At 74.7% G+C, this 21,369-nt stretch carries 25 protein-coding genes; 17 read left to right on the forward strand and 8 right to left on the reverse strand.

All coding sequences use genetic code 11. The features are described 5' to 3' along the window. Positions 1-154 precede the first annotated feature (154 nt). Entirely contained in the window at positions 155-865 is a 711-nt protein-coding gene (gene phoU, locus QOZ86_RS04070) for a phosphate signaling complex protein PhoU (RefSeq protein ID WP_284490670.1), read from the reverse strand. 103 nt (positions 866-968) lie between these two features. Here phoU and QOZ86_RS04075 point away from each other — a divergent pair, with 103 nt between their 5' ends. Together QOZ86_RS04075 and QOZ86_RS04080 are read left to right on the forward strand one after the other, a co-directional pair. Further along, positions 969-2,168 carry a sensor histidine kinase gene (locus tag QOZ86_RS04075; RefSeq protein WP_284490671.1) on the forward strand — a complete coding sequence of 400 codons (1,200 nt, stop codon included), beginning with the start codon at positions 969-971 and terminating at the stop codon, positions 2,166-2,168. Further along, positions 2,165-2,854: a response regulator transcription factor gene (locus tag QOZ86_RS04080; RefSeq protein WP_284490672.1), complete on the forward strand. Its 690-nt coding sequence runs from the start codon at positions 2,165-2,167 to the stop codon at positions 2,852-2,854. The genes QOZ86_RS04075 and QOZ86_RS04080 overlap by 4 nt, the downstream gene beginning before the upstream one ends. Positions 2,855-2,911: 57 nt before the next feature. Here QOZ86_RS04080 and QOZ86_RS04085 read toward each other — a convergent pair whose 3' ends face one another. Together QOZ86_RS04085 and QOZ86_RS04090 are read right to left on the reverse strand one after the other, a co-directional pair. Continuing rightward, a complete protein-coding gene (locus QOZ86_RS04085) occupies positions 2,912-3,106 on the reverse strand; it encodes a DUF3072 domain-containing protein (RefSeq protein WP_284490673.1) in 195 nt (64 codons plus the stop codon). Positions 3,107-3,116: 10 nt separating this feature from the next. Further along, a complete protein-coding gene (locus tag QOZ86_RS04090; protein ID WP_284490674.1) occupies positions 3,117-3,335 on the reverse strand; it encodes a hypothetical protein in 219 nt (72 codons plus the stop codon). Between the two features lie 81 nt (positions 3,336-3,416). Here QOZ86_RS04090 and QOZ86_RS04095 point away from each other — a divergent pair, with 81 nt between their 5' ends. Continuing rightward, positions 3,417-4,526: a GlxA family transcriptional regulator gene (locus tag QOZ86_RS04095; protein WP_284490675.1), complete on the forward strand. Its 1,110-nt coding sequence runs from the start codon at positions 3,417-3,419 to the stop codon at positions 4,524-4,526. Here QOZ86_RS04095 and QOZ86_RS04100 read toward each other — a convergent pair. Next, positions 4,407-5,246, reverse strand: a complete 840-nt coding sequence (locus QOZ86_RS04100; RefSeq protein WP_284490676.1) for a DUF3109 family protein — start codon at positions 5,244-5,246, stop codon at positions 4,407-4,409. The two genes, QOZ86_RS04095 and QOZ86_RS04100, sit on opposite strands and share 120 nt — an antisense overlap. A 178-nt stretch (positions 5,247-5,424) precedes the next feature. Here QOZ86_RS04100 and QOZ86_RS04105 point away from each other — a divergent pair, with 178 nt between their 5' ends. Continuing rightward, complete coding sequence (locus tag QOZ86_RS04105; RefSeq protein ID WP_284490677.1) at positions 5,425-6,369, forward strand: Ppx/GppA family phosphatase; 945 nt, start codon at positions 5,425-5,427, stop codon at positions 6,367-6,369. Next, a complete protein-coding gene (locus QOZ86_RS04110; protein WP_284490678.1) occupies positions 6,369-7,217 on the forward strand; it encodes a hypothetical protein in 849 nt (282 codons plus the stop codon). Before QOZ86_RS04105 ends, QOZ86_RS04110 begins: the two co-directional genes overlap by 1 nt. 9 nt (positions 7,218-7,226) lie before the next feature. Here QOZ86_RS04110 and QOZ86_RS04115 read toward each other — a convergent pair whose 3' ends face one another. Then, complete coding sequence (locus tag QOZ86_RS04115; protein ID WP_284490679.1) at positions 7,227-7,793, reverse strand: type 1 glutamine amidotransferase domain-containing protein; 567 nt, start codon at positions 7,791-7,793, stop codon at positions 7,227-7,229. A gap of 58 nt (positions 7,794-7,851) precedes the next feature. Between QOZ86_RS04115 and QOZ86_RS04120 the strand changes: the two genes are divergently transcribed. The 7 genes from QOZ86_RS04120 (at position 7,852) to QOZ86_RS04150 (ending at position 12,895) form a co-directional block, all read left to right on the forward strand. Further along, positions 7,852-8,520, forward strand: coding sequence for a hypothetical protein (locus QOZ86_RS04120; protein ID WP_284490680.1), 669 nt, complete (start codon positions 7,852-7,854; stop codon positions 8,518-8,520). Further along, positions 8,517-9,335, forward strand: coding sequence for a pyrroline-5-carboxylate reductase (gene proC, locus QOZ86_RS04125; protein ID WP_284490681.1), 819 nt, complete (start codon positions 8,517-8,519; stop codon positions 9,333-9,335). Before QOZ86_RS04120 ends, proC begins: the two co-directional genes overlap by 4 nt. A 374-nt stretch (positions 9,336-9,709) precedes the next feature. Further along, positions 9,710-10,054 carry a helix-turn-helix domain-containing protein gene (locus QOZ86_RS04130; RefSeq protein ID WP_284490682.1) on the forward strand — a complete coding sequence of 115 codons (345 nt, stop codon included), beginning with the start codon at positions 9,710-9,712 and terminating at the stop codon, positions 10,052-10,054. 273 nt (positions 10,055-10,327) lie between these two features. Continuing rightward, positions 10,328-10,426: a 30S ribosomal protein bS22 gene (locus QOZ86_RS04135; protein ID WP_012854759.1), complete on the forward strand. Its 99-nt coding sequence runs from the start codon at positions 10,328-10,330 to the stop codon at positions 10,424-10,426. Positions 10,427-10,436: 10 nt separating this feature from the next. Continuing rightward, positions 10,437-11,543 (forward strand): NAD-dependent epimerase/dehydratase family protein, encoded by a 1,107-nt coding sequence (locus QOZ86_RS04140; RefSeq protein WP_284490683.1) that lies wholly within the window; start codon positions 10,437-10,439, stop codon positions 11,541-11,543. After that, positions 11,536-12,447, forward strand: coding sequence for a lysophospholipid acyltransferase family protein (locus tag QOZ86_RS04145; RefSeq protein ID WP_284490684.1), 912 nt, complete (start codon positions 11,536-11,538; stop codon positions 12,445-12,447). Before QOZ86_RS04140 ends, QOZ86_RS04145 begins: the two co-directional genes overlap by 8 nt. 7 nt (positions 12,448-12,454) lie before the next feature. Next, on the forward strand, positions 12,455-12,895 hold the full coding sequence (locus QOZ86_RS04150) for a hypothetical protein (RefSeq protein WP_284490685.1): 441 nt from the start codon (positions 12,455-12,457) through the stop codon (positions 12,893-12,895). A 1-nt stretch (position 12,896) separates the two neighbouring features. On the opposite strand, the gene QOZ86_RS04155 is transcribed toward QOZ86_RS04150, so the two are convergent. The 3 genes from QOZ86_RS04155 to QOZ86_RS04165 form a co-directional block, all read right to left on the reverse strand. After that, complete coding sequence (locus QOZ86_RS04155) at positions 12,897-13,808, reverse strand: HAD family hydrolase (protein ID WP_284490686.1); 912 nt, start codon at positions 13,806-13,808, stop codon at positions 12,897-12,899. Positions 13,809-13,929: 121 nt separating this feature from the next. After that, a complete protein-coding gene (locus QOZ86_RS04160) occupies positions 13,930-15,102 on the reverse strand; it encodes a DUF5667 domain-containing protein (RefSeq protein ID WP_284490687.1) in 1,173 nt (390 codons plus the stop codon). 112 nt (positions 15,103-15,214) lie between these two features. After that, positions 15,215-15,988 (reverse strand): sigma-70 family RNA polymerase sigma factor, encoded by a 774-nt coding sequence (locus QOZ86_RS04165; protein WP_284490688.1) that lies wholly within the window; start codon positions 15,986-15,988, stop codon positions 15,215-15,217. A 198-nt stretch (positions 15,989-16,186) separates the two neighbouring features. Between QOZ86_RS04165 and QOZ86_RS04170 the strand changes: the two genes are divergently transcribed. The 5 genes from QOZ86_RS04170 (at position 16,187) to hemC (ending at position 21,349) form a co-directional block, all read left to right on the forward strand. After that, positions 16,187-17,806: an AMP-binding protein gene (locus QOZ86_RS04170; protein ID WP_284490689.1), complete on the forward strand. Its 1,620-nt coding sequence runs from the start codon at positions 16,187-16,189 to the stop codon at positions 17,804-17,806. Continuing rightward, complete coding sequence (locus QOZ86_RS04175; RefSeq protein ID WP_284490690.1) at positions 17,799-18,041, forward strand: glutaredoxin family protein; 243 nt, start codon at positions 17,799-17,801, stop codon at positions 18,039-18,041. The genes QOZ86_RS04170 and QOZ86_RS04175 overlap by 8 nt, the downstream gene beginning before the upstream one ends. A gap of 286 nt (positions 18,042-18,327) precedes the next feature. Then, entirely contained in the window at positions 18,328-18,990 is a 663-nt protein-coding gene (locus QOZ86_RS04180) for a redox-sensing transcriptional repressor Rex (RefSeq protein ID WP_284490691.1), read from the forward strand. Continuing rightward, complete coding sequence (locus QOZ86_RS04185) at positions 18,987-20,366, forward strand: glutamyl-tRNA reductase (protein WP_284490692.1); 1,380 nt, start codon at positions 18,987-18,989, stop codon at positions 20,364-20,366. The genes QOZ86_RS04180 and QOZ86_RS04185 overlap by 4 nt, the downstream gene beginning before the upstream one ends. After that, positions 20,363-21,349: a hydroxymethylbilane synthase gene (gene hemC, locus QOZ86_RS04190; RefSeq protein WP_284490693.1), complete on the forward strand. Its 987-nt coding sequence runs from the start codon at positions 20,363-20,365 to the stop codon at positions 21,347-21,349. Before QOZ86_RS04185 ends, hemC begins: the two co-directional genes overlap by 4 nt. Positions 21,350-21,369 lie beyond the last annotated feature (20 nt).

Below are 21,369 nucleotides of genomic sequence, written 5' to 3' on the forward strand. Positions count from 1 at the left end.
GCGGCGCGACCCCGGCGGCAGTCACACCGGGGCTGATGGTGAGCCGTGCCACGGCACGGCTCACCATCGGGTGACGCGGCGTCCCTCTACCACTCGAGCGGCTCAGCCGACCGGGGGACGGCACCTGGAGGCGGTTGGAGCCCGGAGGGCGACATCAGGCGGGGTAGCGCTCGCCGGTGACCAGGTAGACCACCCGCCGGGCGACGCTGACCGCGTGGTCGGCGAAGCGCTCGTAGTAGCGGCCGAGCAGGGTGACGTCGATGGCGGTCTCGATGCCGTGCGGCCAGTCGTCGCTCAGCAGCTGCCGGAACAGCCCGCGGTGCAACTTGTCCATGGCGTCGTCGTCGGTCTCGAGCTCCCGTGCCGCGTCCAGGTCCCGCTTGGCGATGACCGTGGCGGCTTTCGTGATCAGCAGCTCGGCGACCTGCCCGGCCTCCAGGAAGGCCGGGCGGACGTCCTGGGGTACGGCGTGGTCCGGGAACCGCATCCGCGCCACCTTGGCGATGTGCTCGGCCAGGTCCCCCATGCGCTCGAGGTCGCTGACGATCCGCATCGCGGTGGTGATGACGCGCAGGTCGCCGGCGACCGGCTGCTGGCGGGCCAGCACGGTGAAGCAGCGCTGCTCGATGCTCTCCCGGGTGGCGTCGATCTCCTCGTCCCCGGCGATCACCAGGTCGGCCAGGGAGACGTCGGCGTCGAGGAGGGCCGTCGTCGCAGTGCTCATCGCCGACCCCACCGAGTTGGCCATGGCCACCAGGCAGTCGTTGATGTCGTCGAGCTCCTCGCGGTAGCTGTCCCGCACGGTCGTCCTCTCGTCGTGATCCAGGTCGACAGTAGGCCCGTCGGGGACCGGGCCGGTCGCCACGAGGTGAACGTCGGCCCACCCGACGGTGAACACTGCCCCGTACGGGCGGTGAACCTCTCGCCGATAGCTGTTCAGGGTGGCCTGCGGACCTAGCATCTGAGCCGTGAGTCCACTGGTCGCCCTGGTGGTCGGCCTCCTCCTGGGTGGGGTGGTGGTCGCCACTGTCATCATCCGCTTCCGCTCCATGTTCGGGGAGGCCCCCGACGGGGTCGTCGCCGGGCCGCCCGAGGCTGCGCTGGCGCGGCGGCTGGTGGACCTGATGGATCCGGCGATCGTGGTGGTCGGCGTCGACGACGCGGTCATCCTGGCCAACCCGGCGGCACGGGCGCTGGGCATCGTGCGCGGCACCCGGCTGCTCGTCCCCGACCTGCTGGCCCTGGCACGCGCGTCGCGGACCGGCGGTAGCCGGCGCGGCGACATCCGCCTCCCCGGCGACCTGGTCGGCGCCGGTCCCCGGCTGGTCGGGGTCCACGCCGTCCGGCTGGAGAGCGGCACGGTCCGGCCGCCCGGTCCGGTGGCGCTCGTCCTGCAGGACATCACCGAGGCCCGGCGGGTGGAGGCGGTGCGCCGGGACTTCGTCGCCAACGTCGGCCACGAGCTGAAGACGCCGGTCGGTGCGCTCACCCTCCTCGCCGAGGCCATCGAGGGCGCGGCCGACGATCCGGAGGCGGTGCAGCGGTTCGCCGGGCGGATCGCGGTCGAGGCCGACCGGCTGGCCCGGTTGGTCCGCGAGCTGATCGACCTCTCCCGGCTGCAGGGTGGGGAGCCGCTGCCCGAGCTGGTGCCCGTGGAGGTGGACCGGGTGCTCGGCGAGGCGGTCGACCGGACGCGCACGGCGGCCCGCGCCAAGCAGCTGGAGATCGTGCTGGGTGGCCAGCACGGACTGGTCGTGCGCGGGGTGGAGAGCCAGCTGGTCACCGCCGTCACCAACCTGCTGGCCAACGCGGTGGCCTACAGCACCGGGAGCAGCCGGGTGGCCGTGGGTGCCCGCGCGCGCTCCGGCTTCGCCGAGATCGCCGTCACCGACAGCGGCATCGGCATCCCGCGCGCCGACCGGCACCGGGTCTTCGAGCGGTTCTACCGGGTGGACCAGTCGCGGGCCAGCAGCACCGGCGGCACCGGGCTGGGGCTGGCCATCGTCAAGCACGTCGCAAGCAACCACGGCGGTTCGGTGGCCGTCTGGAGCGAGGAGGGGCTGGGGTCGACGTTCACCCTCCGCATCCCGCTCGCCGGGACCGGCGGACAGCCGGTGGCCGATCCGTCCGCCGTCCCCCAGGAGAAAGTGGAGATCGAGCGCTCATGACTCGTGTGCTGGTCGTGGAGGACGAGGAGTCCTTCTCCGATGCGCTGTCCTACATGCTGCGGCGGGAGGGGTTCGACACCGTCGTGGCCGCGACCGGGCACGACGCCCTGGCGGAGTACGACCGCGGCGGGGCCGACATCGTGCTGCTCGACCTCATGCTCCCCGGCCTGCCGGGCACCGAGGTCTGCCGGGCACTGCGGTCCCGCGGCAACGTACCGATCATCATGCTCACGGCCAAGGAGGCCGAGATCGACAAGGTGGTCGGGCTGGAGCTCGGCGCCGACGACTACGTCACCAAGCCGTACTCGGCGCGCGAACTCGTCGCCCGCATCCGCGCGGTCCTGCGCCGGCGTGGCGAGGTGGCCGACGCAGCCCCGGACGACGGCGGCGTGCTGGCAGCCGGGCCGGTCCGGATGGACGTCGAGCGGCACATCGTCGCCGTCGACGGCGCTCAGGTGGCGCTTCCGCTCAAGGAGTTCGATCTCCTGGAGTTCCTGCTGCGCAATGCGGGCCGGGTGCTCACCCGGGCACAGTTGATCGACCGGGTGTGGGGTTCCGACTACGTGGGCGACACGAAGACCCTCGACGTCCACGTCAAGCGGCTGCGCGCCAAGCTCGAGCCCGACCCCGCGAACCCGAAGTACCTGCTGACGGTGCGGGGTCTGGGCTACAAGCTGGAGGCTTAGGCCCCGTTCCGGGTCCCGCCCTGGGCCTGCGAGCGGTGAGTGGGACGGGGCCCTTTCTCAGCCGTCGTTCTTGAGGTCGTCGATCTTCTTCGACGCGTCGGCCTTCGAGATGTCCTCGGAAACCTCCTCGTCCGTGCCACGTGCCAGGGTCTCCAGGTAGCTCTTCTGCGCCCCCGTGGCCGGCTCGTCGCCGGTGACCCAGTCGTCGGGATTCTTCTCGGTGGTCTGCTCGGGGGAGTTCGACTCGCTCATGTGTTCGATCCTAGGCGCGGGTGAGCTCCCGCGCCTCCGGAACGGCCGGCTGCGTGCGCGCCGCGCGCGCAGCCTCCCAGCTGCGCCCGGTGCGGTAGACGTGGACGCCTGCGCAGGCGGGGCACGCCACGTGCAGGGCGATGTGGGTCGGGTGGTTGACGACCGACCGGATCCGCCGGTCGGCGACCAGCTCCTCGGACCGGGTGACGGGGCAGGTGATCAGCAGCATGGCTGCAGCCTGCGTCCGCGGGATCGCGCAGACGAGTGGCAGGAGTGACCAGCAGCGCAGCATTTCTGCCATAGTTCCGGCATGACCGTCGCGCCCGACCCCGTCGTCGTCAGCATCGTGGTCGCCGACGGGCTGGTCGGGAGCTTCGGCCTCGGGGTGGCTGCCGAGGTCTTCGGCTACGACCGCCGGTCGATCGGGCTGCCGGCCTTCGACTTCGCCCTGGTCACCGAGCGGCCGGGCGTCCTGCGCACCGACACCGGCATCCCGATCACCGTGGAGCACGGGCTGGACCGGCTCGATCGCTCGGACATCGTGCTGATCACCGCCTGGGAGGTGTTCCACGAGCTCCCGTCCGAGGCGCTGCTCGGCGCCCTCCGGGCGGCCGCCGCGCGCGGGGCGATCCTGGTCAGCCACTGCACCGGAGCCTTCGTGCTCGCCGCCGCCGGGCTGCTCGACGGCAAGCGGGTGACGACGCACTGGAAGTACGCCGGCGAGCTCGCTGCGCGCTATCCGGAGCTGGACGTCGACCCGTCGGTCCTCTACGTCGACAACGGCCCGATCATCACCGGCGCGGGCACCGCGGCCGGCGTCGACGCGCTGCTGCACCTCCTCCGGCGGGAGTGGGGCGCCGCGGCAGCCAACGCCCTGGCCCGGGAGATGGTCGTGCCCCCGCACCGCGACGGCGGGCAGGCGCAGTTCATCGACGCACCCGTACCGGCCTGCCGGGACGACCTGCTGGGCGTCGCCCTCGACTGGGCCGCCGGTCACCTCGCCGAGGACATCAGCGTCGACGACCTGGCCCGGCGGGCCCTGATGAGCCCGCGCAGCTTCGCCCGCCGTTTCAAGGCCACCACCGGCACGACGCCGCACGCCTGGCTGCTCGCCCAGCGCCTGGCCGCGGCCGAGGAGCTGCTCGAGAGCAGCGACGCATCGATCGAGGAGGTCGCCCGCTTGGTGGGCTTCGGGACGGCGGCCGGTCTGCGCGAGCAGTTCACCCGCCGGCGGGGCGTCTCCCCCCGCACCTACCGGCAGACCTTCCGGGCCGCCGGGGGAGCGCAGCCTGCCGGGACCTCACCCGCCGGGGCGGCGCCGGTGCAGCTCGACGGGCACCGGCCGGCCGGGCAGCGGGGGACTGGCGGGATGGGGCGCGACCAGACCCTGGTCGAGGCGGGCCTCGGTCAGCCGGCGTAGCTCTGCGTACGCCGCGGCGCCCAGCAGCGCGGTCAGCTCCGCGGCGTAGGTGAGCACCAGGGGCTCGGGCGAGACGTGCGCCGTCGGCGATCCGGTGCACCACCAGTGCAGGTCGGCGCCTCCGGGGCCCCAGCCGCGCCGGTCGAACTCCCCGATGCTCGAGACCAGCACGCGGCTGCCGTCGGGGCGCTCCTCGTGCTCTTGTTCGCGCCGCACCGGGAGCTGCCAGCAGACGTCGGGCTTGGCGGTGAGCGGGTGCAGCCCGGTGCGCACCGCCATCCGGTGCAGCGCGCAGCCGCTGCCGCCGGCGAAGCCCGGCCGGTTGAGGAAGACGCAGGCGCCGTCGACGACCCGCGTGCGCAGCGACCGGACGGCGTCGGGCTCGTCGGGGGCCACCCCGTCATCTGCCCGATCCTCCTCCGTCCAGGCCGCGCGCCCCACCGGGGCCAGCTGCCAGTCCTCGTCGGTCAGGTCGGCGACCGCCGCGGTGACCCGGTGCAGGTCGTCCTCGTCGGTGAAGAAGGCCCCGTGGCTGCAGCACCCGTCGTCCGGACGCGCCTCGACGACGCCGGCGCAGCCACGCCCGAAGACGCACGTCCAGGCCGACGTCAGCCATGTCAGGTCCGCCCGGACCAGGTGCTCGGGATCGGCGGGGTCGGGGAACTCCACCCACTCCCGCGGGAAGTCCAGGCCGACCTCCTCGGGGGGCTCGTTCCGCACCGGGCCAGCCTAGTGAAAGAACCCCTGCCCGCCTCCGCTCGCAAGCTCGCGGTGGGACCCTGCAGGGGGCCGTCCGGCAGAATCGGCGCATTCACCTGGGGCTGCTGGACGTCGGCTCCCCCTCCGCTCGCAAGCTCGCGGTGGGACCCTGCAGGCGGCCGTCCGGCAGACTGACGGCATGCGACTCGGGGTGCTGGACGTCGGCTCGAACACGGTGCACCTGCTGGTCGTGGAAGCGCACCGCGGCGCGCACCCCACCCCGATGCACGACGACAGGTCCGTCCTGCGCCTGGCCGAGCACGTCGGAGCCGACGACATGCTGTCCAAGGCGGGGGAGAAGGCCCTGCTGAACGCGGTGCACGACGCCCGCAAGCAAGCCGAGAAGCGGGGCTGCGACGAGTTCATGGCCCTGGTCACCTCGGCGATCCGGGACGCGGTCAACGGCCTGGAGGTGCTCGAGCGGGTCCAGGACAAGACCGGGGTCGAGCTCCAGGTGCTCAGCGGGGAGGACGAGGCCCGGCTGACCTTCCTCGCCGTGCGTCGCTGGTTCGGCTGGAGCGCGGGCCGACTGCTCGTGCTCGACATCGGGGGTGGTTCCCTCGAGCTCGCCGCCGGCATCGACGAGGACCCCGAGGTCGCGCTCTCCCTGCCGCTCGGCGCGGGCCGGATGACGCGGCGGTTCCTCCCGGCGGCGACCGGGGGCGGGCGCCCCGACCTCGCCGCGCTGGACGACCTGGCCGCGCACGCGAGCGACCTGCTGGCGCCGGCTGCGGAGAAGATCGCGGCCGCCGGACCGCCCGACCTGGTCGCCGCCACGAGCAAGACCTTCCGCACCCTCGCCCGGCTGGCCGGCGCCGCGCCGTCGTCCGCCGGACTCCGCGTGCCGCGCGAGCTGAGCGCCACGGGGCTGGGCCAGCTGGTGGGCTTCGTCTCCCGCATCGGGTCCTCGGCGCTGGCCGAACTACCGGGCGTCTCGGCCGACCGGGCGCACCAGGTTCCCGCGGGCGCCGTGGTGGCTGCCGCAACTCTGCGTGCGCTGGACGTACCGTGCGTGCGGATGTGCCCGTGGGCGCTGCGCGAGGGAGTCATCCTCCGCAGGCTGGACTCGTTGGGAGGGGCGTGATGGCCGAGCCGGACTGGAACCCGGACACGGGAGGACGATCCCTCGCCGAGATCCTGCGCGAGGCCGGCGTCGAGTCCGCTGCCCGCACCGCCCGCCGCCGCCGTCCCGACGACGACACCGGCATCCGTCAGCGGCGGGCCGACGACGACACCGGCATCCGTCAGCGGCGGGTCGACGACGCCGCGGCCGCCGATCGCGCCGGCTTCAGCCGGCGCCGCAGCGATCAGGAGCCGGCCGTCGCCGCGCCGGTCCGCGAGCGACGCGCCCCCCGGCGCCCGGCGCCGGACCCGGTCACCGCCGCCATCCCGGGGCTGCGGCCGGACCGCAAGCCGGGGGTTCCGCACCCCTCCGCGCCGGTGCCGCCGCTGCGGCGCCCGGCCGACGCCGCCGGAGCGCAGCGCACGGCCGATCGCACCGCCGGCCGCGCCGGTGACCGCGCGGCAGCCCGGACGGCCGACCGCCCGGAGGCGCGCACCGCGACCTCCCGTACCGGCCACGCCTCCACCGGCCCGATCCCGGTGGTCCGGGCCGACGATCTCGGCGACAGCGATCTCGATGCCACTCCCCGGGAGAGCGCGCTGGCCTGGCTGCGCTTCGCCGGCGAGCTGGTCATCGCGCTCGTGGCCGGGGTCGGCATCTACTTCGCTGCCACCGTGCTGTGGGAGATGCTGCCGCACCTGGCGGTCTTCCTCGCCCCGCTGGCGGTCACCGGCCTGGTCGGCGGGGTGAACCTCTGGCGGCAGCGGCAGGGCGCCGAGCCGGCCGGGGCGCGACTGCTCGCCGTCCTCGTCTTCGCCGGCACCCTGCTGACCATCGCGCCGGCCGCCGGGCTGCTCGCCACGTCCTGACCACCGGGGTCAGGCGTCCACGGACTCCTCGTCGCGCGAGGCGGCGAACTCCTCCACGACCGTCGATCCGAAGGCGTCCAGGTCGTCGGGCTTGCGGCTGGTGATCAGGTTCCCGTCCACCACGACCTCCTCGTCGACCCACGTGGCGCCGGCGTTGCGCAGATCCGTCTGCAGCGACGGCCACGACGTCATGCGCCGGCCGCGGACCACGCCGGCCTCGATGAGCACCCACGGTGCGTGGCAGATGGCGGCCACCGGCTTGCCGGCGTCGAAGAACGCCTTGACGAAGGTCACCGCGTCGGCGTCCGCGCGGACGAAGTCTCCGTTGATGACCCCGCCGGGCAGCAGGAGGGCCGCGTAGTCGTCGGGGTCGGCAGATCCCAGGTCGGTGTCGACCGTGCGCCGATCCCCCTTGTCGATGTGGTCGTAGGCGGTGATCGTGCCCGTGCTGAACGAGACCAGCTCCGGCTCGGCGCCGGCCTCCTCGAGGGCCTGCCACGGCCGGTCCAGCTCGACCTGCTCCACTCCGTCGGTGGCCAGCACGGCCACCCTCATCCCGTCCAGTTCTCCTGCCATGAAGCGGCGCTACCCGGCCCCCGGAGCGCACACACCCGGGAGCACTACGGTTTCGGACGTGCCCGTCGGTCCGCGCTCCCGCCGCCTCCTCGGCCGGCTCGCGCGCCGCGCGCTGGGGGCGGAGGACGCCGTCCGTGCCGCCGGCGACCTCGCCGCCGCCGGGTGGCAGGTGTGCCTGGAGGTCCACGGACCGGCCGGCCGGCGGCATGTCGCCGAGCTGGCCGGCCGGGTGGCCGACGCGGGGCTGGCCGCCCGGTGCGAGGTCACGGTGCCGGTGGGGCGGGGGGACGGCGCCCTGGTCGGGGTCCTCAGCGATCTGCCCGTCGAGGTGGCCCTGGCCGGCGCGCCCGGCGACGTCGACCCGCTGGCCCGCGCGCTGCCGCGGGCGCGGGTGGTGGTCGGTGCGGGGGAGCCGTGGGCCGAGGAACGCTGCCGGGCCTCCGCCGGGCGGCGGGTACGGCTGGTCGCTGCCCGGGGTCCGGCTGCGGAGCTGGCTTTCGTGCGGTGCCTGAACGTCCTGATGGCCGGCGAGGGGCGACCCGCCGTCGCGACCGTGGATCCACGACTGATCGCCATCACCGGTGAGCGTGCGGCCTGGAACGGCCGCACGACCGAGAGCTGGGAGTACGTCATGCCCTGGGGAGAACCGACCGAGGACCAGCGCCACCTGCTGGCCGCCGGCCATGCCGTGCGCGTGCTCGTGCCCGTCGCGGGGGAGCGGGCGTGACCGCCACCGGGCGGCGCGGCCTGGCGATCATCGGCGGGGGGAAGATCGGCGAGGCGCTGTTGTCGGGCCTGATCCGGCGCGGGGGAGCCGACGGCATCCTGGTCGTCGAGCGCAGCCCCGAGCGGGCGGCGCAGCTCACCGAGCGCTACGGCGTCCCGGCGGTGGAGCTGGCCGACGCCGCCGCCCGGGCCCGTGTCCTGCTCTTCGCGGTCAAACCGCAGGACATCGACACGCTCCTCGGGCTGGTCGCCGGGCACGTGGACGACGGCCACCTGGTCGTCTCCGTCGCCGCCGGGGTGCCGACGAAGCGGATCGAGGCGGCCCTGCCGACCGGCGTGCCGGTGGTGCGGGTCATGCCGAACACCCCGGCCCTGGTGGACGAGGGGATGAGCGTGCTCTCGGCCGGGGCGCACGCCGGTGAGCAGCACCTCGACGAGGCGGAGGCGCTGCTGGCCGCGGTCGGGCAGGTCCGCCGCGTGCCCGAGGCCCAGCAGGACGCGGTCACGGCGCTGTCCGGCAGCGGCCCGGCCTACTTCTTCTACCTCGTGGAGGCGATGGTCGACGCCGGCATCCTGCTCGGCCTGCCCCGGGCGCTGGCCGCCGACCTGATCGTGCAGACCGCGCTCGGCGCGGCGGTCATGATGCGGGACACCGGCGAGCACCCCGTCCAGCTGCGCGAGGCGGTGACGAGTCCGGGAGGGACGACGATCGCCGCCATCCGGGAGCTGGAGCGGCACGGGGTGCGGGCGGCGCTGATCGCGGCGATCGAGGCGGCGCACAGCCGCTCGGTCGAGCTCGGGGGCGACGCAGCCTGACGACAGCCGAGGGAGCATCGCAGCGAGGGACGAGCGAGGAGCGGACCGAGGCGCGGAGTCGGGCCCGTGGACACAGCCTGACGTCGACACGTCGACCGCACGGACCGTGAATGGGCGAACACGCTAGCGCATTGATGGCCGAAAGTCCGCGACACAGCGTCATCGGGCGTGCACCGGGTCGCGAAACGCGCCGGGACGGATGTGCACCGTGTTGCATAGGTGTAGTTCTGCCTAGGACGGACCGGTCCGCCTGTTTGTTTCACCCATCGCTTCAGTCACGCCCGTCCCCTTACTCTCAGTACCAGCGCGTGCGTGTTCAGTTGCCGGTGGGGAAGCCGGCGCCACGACGCGCGCTAGGTACCGGAGACGAAGACATGACCATGCCCCAGCGCCACGCTGCCGCCACCGTCGTCCGTCCGGGGATGCCCATCCCCCGCCCGATGGGTCGCCCGATGAACGCCGCCGCCATGGCTCGCCCGGTGCCGGCCCAGCACCCCGCAGCCATGCCGATCGGCCGCCCGGCCGTCCCGGCCCCCCGCGCCGCCGTCACCTTCCTGACCGTCGCCGAGGTCGCCTCGATGATGCGCGTGTCGAAGATGACCGTGTACCGCCTCGTGCACGCCGGCGAGCTCGCCGCCGTCCGCGTCGGCCGCTCGTTCCGCGTGCCGGAGCGTGCCGTGCAGGACTACCTGCGCGACGCCTACACCGATATCGCCTGAGAAAGGACCCCGTCCTCCTCACCCCTCGCAGGCTCGGGGCGAGCCTCTGGACGGGGCCGACGGCCGGCTCCACCTGGCGGAGGCGGCACCTGGCCGCGGTGTCGCCCGGAGGGCGACGGTGTCATGGCCCGCGGTGTCGCCCGGAGGGCGACGGTGTCGTAGCGGCAACGTCGCCGCGGGGTGGCTCGGGTACGCTCGGTCGCCGAGCGACACCCGGGGAGATCCCCGCTGTCGCGCTCGAGCTGACATTCGTGACGACGTCGGGAGCAACACGTGGGTTCGGTCATCAAGAAGCGACGCAAGCGGATGGCGAAGAAGAAGCACCGCAAGCTGCTGAAGAAGACGCGCGTCCAGCGCCGCAACAAGAAGTGAGCTGACGCTCGTGCCGCCCGCGGTCGTCCTCGTCACCGGCGTGAGCCGGTGGCTGGGTGGTGCGCTGGCGGCCGAGCTCGCAGCAGACCGGGGCATCGGGCGGGTCATCGGGGTGGACACCGTTCCGCCGTCGCCGGAGATGCTGCGCCGGCTCGGCCGCACGGAGTTCGTGCGGGCCGACATCCGCAACCCGCTGATCGGCAAGGTCATCGCCGCGGCGTCGGTGGACACCGTCGTCCACATGAACATCAGCTCCACCCCCGCCGGGGCCGGCGGTCGGGTGCCGATGAAGGAACTCAACGTCATCGGCACCATGCAGCTGCTCGCCGCCTGCCAGCGGGCGCCGTCCGTGCGCCGGTTCGTGCTCAAGTCCACCAGCGCCGTCTACGGCGCCTCCTCCCGCGACCCTGCCGTCTTCACCGAGGCGATGCAGGCGCGGCAGGTCCCCTCCGGTGGGTTCGCGAAGGACAGCGTCGACATCGAGGGCTACGTGCGCTCGTTCGGCCGTCGGCGTCCTGATGTGGACGTCGCCGTGCTGCGCTTCACCAATTTCATCGGTCCCCGGATCGACTCGCTGCTCACCGGGTTCCTGCGCATGCCGCTGGTGCCCACCGCGCTGGGTTACGACGCCCGGGTGCAGCTGCTCCACGAGGACGACGCGCTCGCCGTGCTCAGCCGTGCCACCACCGGCGGGTTCGCCGGGACCGTCAACGTGGGCGGGGACGGGACCCTCCTGCTCTCCCAGGCCATCCGCCGGCTGGGCCGGGTCGAGGTGCCACTTCCGTCACCGACGCTGGGTTCGGTCGGGCGGCTCTCCCGCCGGTTCGGGTTCGTCGACTACTCGCCGGAGCAGATGCGCTTCCTGAACTTCGGGCGGGTCGTGGACACCACGGTCCTGCGCACCGAGTTCGGCTACACCCCCCGCTACAGCACGGAGGCGGCGCTGGCCGACTACGCCCGCACCGTGGCCCCGGTCGTCGCGCCGGAAGCGGTGCACACGGTCGCCGGGGGGCTGCGCTCCCTGCTCGGCCGGGTCGGCGACACTGCTGCGGCGGTGGAGCAGCGGTTCCGGCCGGCGCCCCCAGTCCCCGGGCTCCGGGCGGTGCGTGATGCCTGAAGCGCGTGTGATTCCCCTCCGCCCGGACGACGACGAGCCGTTCGTCTCCCCGGCGCCCGCACCGGGATGGGAGGAGCAGCTCGCCGGCGGGCTGGAATTCGTGGAACGCCGATTGACCGGCGCGTACGAGACCGACGAGTTCGGCTTCGACGCCGACCTGACCGACCACCTGCTGCTCCCCGCCCTGCGTCCTCTCTTCCAGAAGTGGTTCCGCGTGGAGACGATCGGCCTGGAGAACGTGCCGGGCGACAGCGGGGCCCTCGTGGTGGCCAACCACTCCGGCACCGTGCCGATCGACGCGCTGATGACCACGGTCGCGCTGCACGACGAGCACCCCGCGTCGCGGCGTCTCCGGCTGCTCGGGGCCGACCTGGTGTTCGACCTCCCCGTGGTCGGTGCGATGGCCCGCAAGCTGGGCGCGACCCTGGCCTGCAACGAGGACGCCGAGCGGCTGCTCACCGAGGGGGAGCTGGTCGGCGTCTTCCCGGAGGGGTTCAAGGGCATCGGCAAGCCGTTCCGCGAGCGTTACACCCTGCAGCGCTTCGGCCGGGGTGGCTTCGTGTCCGCCGCGCTGCGCACCGGGGTGCCCATCATCCCGTGCGCCATCGTCGGTGCCGAGGAGATCTACCCGATGATCGGCAACGTCAGGACGGCGGCCCGCCTGCTCGGGTTGCCGTACTTCCCGATCACCCCGACGTTTCCGCTGCTGGGTCCGCTGGGGCTGGTCCCGCTGCCGTCGAAGTGGCTGATCGCGTTCGGTACGCCGATCGAGACGGTCTCCTACGGGCCGGCGGCGGCGGAGGACCCGATGCTGGTCTTCAACCTCACCGACCAGGTCCGGGAGACGATCCAGCACTCGCTCTACCAGCTGCTGCTGCGCCGGACCGGCGTCTTCGGGCGGTGACGCAGCCGTGACCCGCCCGGCCGAGCAGTGGCGCACCGACGAGGAGCTCGCGGCAGCCGTCGCGGACTTCACCCCCCGGACGACCGGGTACGTCGTGCCCGCCGCGTACGGCGTGGCCCGGCTGGACGGAGGGACGCTGACCTTCGGCGAGGTCAACGACGTCGGGCACACCCGTCGGCTGCCCGCCGTGGTGCTGGGTCACGTCTGCGGGTACCGGGGACGGACGTCGACCTACCGGCTGAGCGCGCCCGAGTTCGAGCGCGCCGTCGAGCTGCTGGCGCCTGCCGCCGCGGCGGTCCACCTGGACCACCCGAACCTGTGGTCGTGGCGGCATCTGCTCGAGCAGGCCTCGCCGGCGAGCGCCTTCCTCGCCTTCTTCGTCGCCGATCCCCGGGACGAGCCGGTGGGCCCGCACGACGCCGTCTTCCGCACCCGTCTCTCCGGTTAGCTCAGACCGGCAGCTTGTTGCGGCGGCGCAGCGCGACGGCGCCGCCGACCAGCCCGCCGGACAGCGCCGCGGCGGCGACCGTCGGGACGCCGACCTTCGCCGCCTTCCGGCCGGTGCGGAAGTCGCGGATCGTCCAGCCGCGGGCCCGCGCGATGGCGCGCAGCTCGGTGTCGGGGTTGACCGCCACCGCCGTCCCGGTGAGCGAGAGCATCGGCAGGTCGTTGGCCGAGTCGCTGTAGGCGGTGCAGCGGGAGAGGTCGAGACCCTCGCGCTCGGCGAGGGCGAGCACCGCCTCCGCCTTGGCCGGGCCGTGCATGAGCTCGCCGACGAGCCGGCCGGTGTACCGGCCGTCGACGATCTCCGAGACGGTGCCGAGGGCTCCGGTCAACCCCAGTCGGTGGGCGATGATCGACGCCAGCTCGACCGGGGTGGCGGTCACCAGCCACACCCGCTGACCGGCGTCCAGGTGTTTCTGGGCCAGGCTGCGGGTGCCCGACCAGATCCGGTCGGCCATCAGCTCGTCGTAGATCTCCTCGCCGGCCTGCGCGATCTCCGCGACTTCGCGGCCGGCGACGAACGCCAGCGCGTTCTCCCGGATGGTGTGCATGTCGTCGGCGCTCTCGTTGCCGGCGATGCGGAACTTCGCCTGCTGCCAGGCGAAGCGGGCGATGTCGCGGCTGGAGAGGTACTTGCGGGCTGCCAGGCCACGGGCAAACCAGAAGAGCGAGGCGCCCATCATCATCGTGTTGTCCACGTCGAAGAAAGCTGCCGCGGTGAGATCGGGCCGGACCGCCGGCGGCGCCGCGACCTCGGCGGCCGCGGCCGATGCGGCTCCGGCGACGTGCGCGCGGGTGCTCTCGTCGGGCGGAACCCCGCCCGCGGCCCGGCGGCCGCGCACCGACAGTCGGGGCACAGCGACCTCCCTGCAGTCGATCGTCTCGATCCGTCGGCGATGCCGGCGACTCCGGTGGCCGGCACGAGCCACCGGAGACGTCCCCGACCCTAGCCGGACGCAGGGCCGCGCTCAGGTCGGATCAGCAGTCGCCGATGGTGGCCAGCGGCGGCAGGCAGACGTCCAGCGGAGCGGGCTCCGGGACATCGGCCACGGGCGACTCGCTCGGTGGGCTCGTCCCGGCGCTCGACCCGTCCAGCAGCGGCAGGTCGGGCAGCGGCAGGTCGGGCAGCGGGGTGAGGACGCCACCGCCGGGGGGCGGCGGCGCCATCTCGGTCGACGTACTGGGCTGCCCGGGGACCGTCGGGACGCCCACCGGGCCTCTCGTCGAGGTCGGCGGCGGCGCCGGCGTGCCCGGGCCGGCTGCCGGCGGGGTGCCGGGGGCGGTCGTCGTAGAGGGGACGGCTGGCTCGGGTGCGGGCGCCGGCGACTCCCCGGCCACCGGCGGGGCGTCGGCCAGGCAGCGCCCCGGTATCGGGCCGAGTTGGTCGCCGCCCACGGTCGCCGGTCCGGTGGCGCACTCCAGGGCGGTCCGCAGCCCGGCGGCTCGTGCGGTCAGCGCGTCGAGCAGCGCCGCGGAGCCGGCGTAGTCCTGCGCGGCGGCCTCCGGGACCTCGCCGCCGAGCGCGCCGAGGCCGGCGGACTGCTCCGCGGTCCAACCGGCGAGCGCGTCGAGGGTCTCCGTGTCGCCGGTGCGCACCGCGTCGCCGGTCAGCAACGCGGCTCCCTCGACGGTCTGGGCGTCCATCGTCTGCAGCGTCTGCCGGAACAGTGCGGCGTCCTCGTCGTCGCCGAGCGCCTCGAGCTCATCGAGCCGGGTGCCGGCCAGCTCCAGCAGGGTCTGACCGCGGCTGTCCCCGGCCAGCGCCAACTGCGTCTGCTCGGTGCCGCGCTTGAGGCCGTAGAGGGGATCGCCCGGCCCGGCCCCGGCGGCCACGGCGACCAGGGCGGCCAGGCCGGTCACCCCGACGGCCGCGCCGGCCAGCCCGGCGGTGATCCGGCCGCGCCAGCGCGACGGCGGCCGGTCGACGGCCCGGGCGGTGAGCAGGCGGTCGCGTACGGGGTGCCGGGCAGGTTCCGGCGTGCGGACGGCCGCCATGGCCACCAGGCGCGCGCGGGCGCGTGCCCGGTAGGCGGGGTCCGGCTCGCCGTCGAGCTGGGTGGAGAGGGCCTGCAGACGGGCGACGACCGCGACCTCGGGGTCGCGGACGGCGGTGGGACCGGCGGGTGTGGGGTCGTCGTCGTGTCGGATCACCTGCCACCTCCCGTCGTCGCGTCAGCGCGCGGCGCGCCGCTGCCCGGCACCCGCTGCGACCTGTGCAACGACGTGGGCGCCCGGTCGGTTACGCACCCGCACCGAGGTGCGCTCATCGCAGCCCCTCGGGCAGCAGCCCCGCCAGCCGCCGGACCGCCCGGTGCTGGAGCGCCTTGATGGCGCCTTCCTTCTTCCCCATGATCTCGGCAGTCTCGGACACCGACAGCCCGTGCATGAAGCGCAACACGATGCACTCCTGCTGCTCGCTCCCCAACTGCCGCACGCAGGCCAGCAGCTGCTCGTTGGTGAGGTGCTGGAGCACCGCGTCCTCGGGCCCGTCGGTGGCGCGGTCGGCGTCCCGCATGTCCGCGGTGCTCACCTCGAGCCGGAAGCGGCTGCTCTTCACCTGGTCGCGGATGATGTTGCGGGCGATCGTCACCAGCCAGGCCCCGACGTCGCGGCCCTGGAAGGACAGCGAGTCGATCCGCCGCAGCGCCCGCACGAAGGTCTCGCTGGTCACGTCCTCGGCCGTCGCCCGGTCACCCACCCGGTGGTAGACGTAGCGGTGCACCAGCGTCACGTAGTGGTCGTAGAGGCGGCCGAACGACTCCGCGTCACCGCCCTGCGCCCGGCGGACGAGTTCCCACACGTCGACGTCGCCGGCCGCCACCGCCCCGGGGTCGACGTCGGCCAGCTCGGCGACGACCTCGGTCGGCAGTTCGGTGGGCTCGTCAGCCCGCTCGGCCCGGACCGGCTCGGGGGTGGCGCCCGGCGTGCGGACGGGCAGCGCCTCCGAGCTGGGCCGGGGGAACGGCGTCGGGCGCGGACCCGGTCGGGGCCGGGCGGCCGCGCCGGTGGAGCGCTCGGCGTCCAACGGGTGCGGCATGCGGGCGTTCGACCTCCTCGTCGGCCCGCTGTGTGCCTGGACCGTCCTGTTTCGATCGCGCACCGGTACGGCGCGCGGGCTGCGGCGCGGCCCCCATGGTGACAACATCGCCCCAGCTCGTCCATGGCAGCATGCCCGGGCGCGTCCCACAGCGCGCGCCGGAGGCCGGTCCTGACCGCTCCGACGACAGGAGATGAAGTGTCCGAGGCAGGCACCTCGCTGGCCGCGCTGGTCCGTGCCGCCGCAGAGCGGGACCCCGGCTCCCCGGCGGTGGTGGCCGGCGACCGGCGGCTGACCTGGGGGGAGCTGGACGCGGCGGCCGACCGCGTGGCCGCCGGCTACGCCGGTCGCGGCCTGGCACCGGGGGAGCGGATCGCCGTCCAGCTGCCGAACGGGGTGGACTGGCTGCGCGCCGTGCTGGGTGCGCTGCGGGCCGGGCTGGTGGTGGTGCCGGTGAACACCGCCTACACCGACCCGGAGCTCGAGCACGTCCTCACCGACTCGGGCGCGGCGCTGCTGGTGGCCACCTCGGACCGCGACGAGCTCGCCGGGGTGCCGGTCTGCCCCGGACCGCCGGAGGCAGAGGGTCCGCCGGCCGCGGTGGCCGACGACTCCGAGGCCCTGGCCTTCCTGTGCTACACCAGCGGAACCACCGGCCGCCCGCGCGGGGCGATGCTCACCTCCGGTGCCCTGCGGGCCAACCACGAGCAGTGCCTGGCCATGACCCCGCCGCCGGTCCGGGCCGACGACCGGGTGCTGCTGGTGCTGCCGCTCTTCCACGTCTACGGCCTCAACGCCGGGTTCGGGCTGGTCGCCGCCACGGGCGCCTGCGCCGTCCTGCAGGAGAGCTTCGATCCCCGGCGGTCGCTGGCAGTCATGGCCGAGGAGCAGGTGACCGCGGTGCCCGGGGCGCCGCCGATGTACCAGGCCTGGCTCGCCGCCGCCGACGCGATCAACCTCGAAGACCCCGCCCACCCCGATGCCGAGCTGCGCCGGGGGTTCGCCGCCGTCCGGATCGCGTCGGCCGGCGCCGCCCCGCTGCCCGAGGAGGTGTGGACGGCGATGCGCGAGCGCGCCGCCGTCACGGTGTGGGAGGGCTACGGGCTGACCGAGGCGGCGCCGGTGGTGGCCAGCACGCTGGCCACCGGGCGGCCCAAGCCGGCGTGCATCGGCGGGCCGGTGCCGGGGCTCGAGCTCTCCCTGCGGGACACCGCCACGATCGGGACCGGTTCCGTCGGCCCACCCGCCACCGGCGGCGACGGCCCCGCCGTCGCGGGGCACGACGAGGACCCCGGTGACGCCGACGAGGGGCCTGGCGAGATCTGGGTGCGCGGCCCCAACCTGTTCTCCGGCTACTGGCCCGACGGTGCCGACGGGCCCGGCGCCGACGGCTGGCTGCGGACCGGCGACCTCGCCTACCGGGACGCCGACGGCGACCTGCACCTGGTCGACCGGCGCAGCGACCTGATCCTCGTGAGCGGGTTCAACGTCTACCCGGCCGAGGTGGAGCGGGTGCTCGACCAGCACCCGGCCGTCGTGGAGAGCGCGGTCATCGGCGTCCCGGACCCGCGCACGGGCGCAGCGGTGCGCGCCGTCGTCGTCCTGACGCCGGGCACACACTTGACGATCGACGAGCTGCAGGAGCACGCCGCGGAGTCGCTGGCCCGGTACAAGGTGCCGTCGACGGTGCACTTCCTGCCCTCGCTGCCGCACTCGCTGACCGGCAAGGTCAGCCGGTCCCGGCTGCGCGAGCTCGGGCTGACCGGTGCCGATGCCGCGGCGGTCCCGGCCGCGGCCGGAGGGCCGGCGGATGGCTGAGCCGCGGCTGCAGCTGCTGGGTCGCGACGGTTGCCACCTGTGCCTGACCGCCGCCGAGCAGCTCGCCCCGATCGCCGCGCAGGCCGGCCTCGACGTCCACGACGTCGACGTCGACACCGATCCGGAGCTGCAGGCCGAGTACGGTGACCGCGTGCCGGTGCTGCTCCTCGACGGCCGCGAGCACTCCTACTTCACCCTGGACGTCCCCCGCCTGCGCCGGGACCTCGGCCTGTAGAAGGACCCCGTCCCCCCTCACCGCTCGCGAGCTCGCGGCGAGCCTCTGGACGGGGCCGGGGGGCCGGGCCCCCCGGCCGGGTGGCCGGGGGCGGGCGGTTGCGGTGGTCTCTGCCACAACCGCCCGGATCCGGCCTGGTCAGCGGCGCCATGCCCTCCCGGCGACTTTGTTCCTGCGTTCACAAGCGGCTACCGTGGCGGGGGCGAGCGTCCCTGCTCGCGTTCCGATGTCGCAGGTCCGCCCCGGCGCCCGCCGGGTCCTGGGCGCGACCGCTGTGGAGAGCCCCGTGATCCAGCCGCGGCTCCGGACCATCCCGGAAGCCACCGTCGCTCGTCTGGCCGTGTACCTGCGGGTGCTCGCCGGCTTCGCCGACGGCGGCCGGACGACCGTCTCCTCCGGCGAGCTCGCCTCGGCCGCCGGCGTGAACCCCGCCGGGCTGCGCAAGGACCTGTCCCACCTCGGCTCCTGCGGGGTGCGTGGGGTGGGCTACGACGTGCGTGCGCTGCGCGAGCGGATCGCCCGGGTGCTCGGCGCCGAGCAGTCCCGCGCCTGCGTGCTGGTCGGCCTCGGCAACCTCGGCACCGCGCTCGCCGACTACGCGGGCTTCGGCAGCCGGGGCTTCCGGTTCACCGGACTGTTCGACGCCGCCCCCGACCGCGTCGGCCAGCGCATCGGTGGCCTTCCCGTGCAACCCATGACCGAGCTGGAGGCGACCGTGACCGGCACGGGGGTCTCCATCGGGGTCATCGCGACCCCGGCGGAGGTCGCGCAGCAGATCTGCGACCGGCTGACCGCGGCCGGGGTGCGCAGCATCCTCAACTTCGCGCCGATGACGCTGACCGCGCCGGCGGGGGTCGACGTCCGGCAGGTCGACCTCTCCGTCGAGCTGCAGGTGCTGGCCTTCCTCGGCCAGCAGCGAGCCGTGCCCGCCGGGGAAGTGCCGGCATGAGTCTCCTCGCGGTGGGCGTGAGCCACCAGACCGCCCCCGTGGCGCTGCTCGAGCAGTTCGCCATGGACGCCGACGACCGGGTCAAGGCGCTGCACGAGCTGCTCGAGAGCGACCACGTCACCGAGGCGCTCGTGCTCGCGACCTGCAACCGGGTCGAGGTCTTCGCCGAGGTCGAGCGCTTCCACGGCGGTGTCACCGACGTCAGCCGGGTGCTCGCCCGGCAGGCCGGCGCCACGGTCGAGGAGCTGTCCCCGTACGTCACGGTGCACTACGAGGACCAGGCCGTCGCGCACCTGTTCACGGTGGCCGCCGGGCTGGACTCGATGGTCGTCGGCGAGACGCAGGTGCTGGGCCAGCTGCGTGCGGCCTACGCGCTCGCCCGCGACGAGGGCACGGTCGGGCGCACCCTCCACCCGGTCGCCCAGCGGGCGCTGCGGGTGGGGAAGCGGGTCCACTCCGAGACGGGCATCGACCGGGCCGGGGCCTCGCTCGTCTCGGTCGCCCTCGACCGCGCCGAGTCGCGGATCGGCGCCCTCGCCGGTCGCCCGGTGCTGGTGATCGGGGCCGGCTCCATGGGGGCGCTGGCCGCCACCACGCTGGCCCGCCGCGGCGCCGACGTGGTCGTGAGCAGCCGCACCGAGGCGTCGGCGGAGCGGCTCGCCGAGGCGGTCGGGGGTCGCCCCGCACCCATGGACCGCACGGGAGCTGAGCTCGCCGCCGCCGACATCCTGCTCACCTGCACCGGCGCCTCTGGCCTGGTGATCGGCACCGACACGGTCGCCGCAGCCATGGCCGGTCGCGTCCACCGGCCGCTCGTGGTCATCGACCTGGCGCTGCCCCGGGACGTCGACCCGGGGGTCGCTGCGCTGCCGGGCGTGCACGTGGTCGACTTGGCCCTGCTGCAGGGCGAGAGGAACACGGACCTCCTGCACGGCGAGCGCGGGGACGGCGGCGCCCCGGCGAGCCCGGTCGCCGCCGACGACATCGCCGCCGCGCGCGCCATGATCGAGGCCGAGACGGCGCTGCTGCGCGCCGAGCGGCGGGCGGCCGAGGTGGCGCCGACCGTCTCCGCGCTGCGCAGCCAGGCCGCCGAGGTCGTCGACGCCGAACTGCTGCGCCTGGCCGGCCGGCTTCCCGACCTCGACGCCCGGGCGCGCGCGGAGATCGCCCGCACCGTGCGCCGGGTCGTCGACAAGCTGCTGCACGAGCCGACGGTGCGGGTGAAGGAACTGGCCGCCACCCCGGGCGGCACCGACTACGCCGGAGCGCTGCGGGCGCTGTTCGGCCTGGGCATCGACGCCGACGTCACCCCGGGGGCCGGCCGGCTGGCCGACGCCGTCACCGTCGACCCCGACCGGCCGGGAGGTACGGCATGACCGCCACCGACGTGCAGACCACCACCGCCGCCACCGCGGGCAGCTCCGCCCCGCTGCGGCTGGGCACCCGCGCCAGCGTGCTCGCCCGTACCCAGTCCCAGGCCGTCGCCGACGCGGTCACCGCGGCGACCGGGGTGCCGGTCGAGCTCGTGCTGATCAGCACCGAGGGTGACCGCTCGTCCGCCTCGATCGCCCAGCTAGGCAGCACCGGCGTCTTCGTGGCGGCCATCCGCCGGGCCCTCCTCGACGGTGAGGTCGACCTCGCCGTGCACAGCTACAAGGATCTGCCGACCGCGCCGGAGCCGGGGCTCAGCCTGGCGGCGGTGCCGGCGCGCGAGGACCCGCGCGACGCCCTCGTGGCCCGGGACGGGCTCACGCTCGGCGAGCTGCCGCCGGGGTCGCGGATCGGCACCGGCGCCCCCCGCCGCGTCGCCCAGCTGCGCGCCCTCGGGCTCGGCCTGGAGATCGTGCCGATCCGGGGCAACGTCGACACCCGGCTCGGCCGGGTGGCCGGCTCGGCCGGCGGGCCGGGCGACCTGGACGCCGTGGTCCTGGCGCGCGCCGGTCTCAGCCGCATCGACCGGGCGCACCTGATCACCGAGACCCTCGACCCGCTCCAGGTGCTGCCCGCGCCCGCGCAGGGCGCGCTGGCCGTGGAGTGCCGGAGCAGCGATGCCCGCACCCGCGAGCTGCTGGGCCGGCTCGAGGACACCGCGGTCCGCGCCTGCGTGGTGGCCGAGCGCGCCACGCTGGCCACGCTCGAGGCCGGCTGCAGCGCACCGGTCGCCGCCTACGCCGAGATCGCCGAGGGCGAGACCGGCCCGGAGCTGTTCCTCCGGGCCTCGGTGACGGCTCTCGACGGCAGCGACGCCGTCCGCGGCTCGCTCACCGGTGCGCCGGCCGACGCCGCGGCGCTCGGCCGCACCCTGGCCGCCGACCTGCTCGACCGTGGCGCGGCGTCCCTCATGGCCGTGGGTCGATGAGCGCCGCCCCTTCCCAGACC

The organism is Blastococcus capsensis (assembly GCF_030165005.1).
GTDB lineage: Bacteria > Actinomycetota > Actinomycetes > Mycobacteriales > Geodermatophilaceae > Blastococcus > Blastococcus capsensis.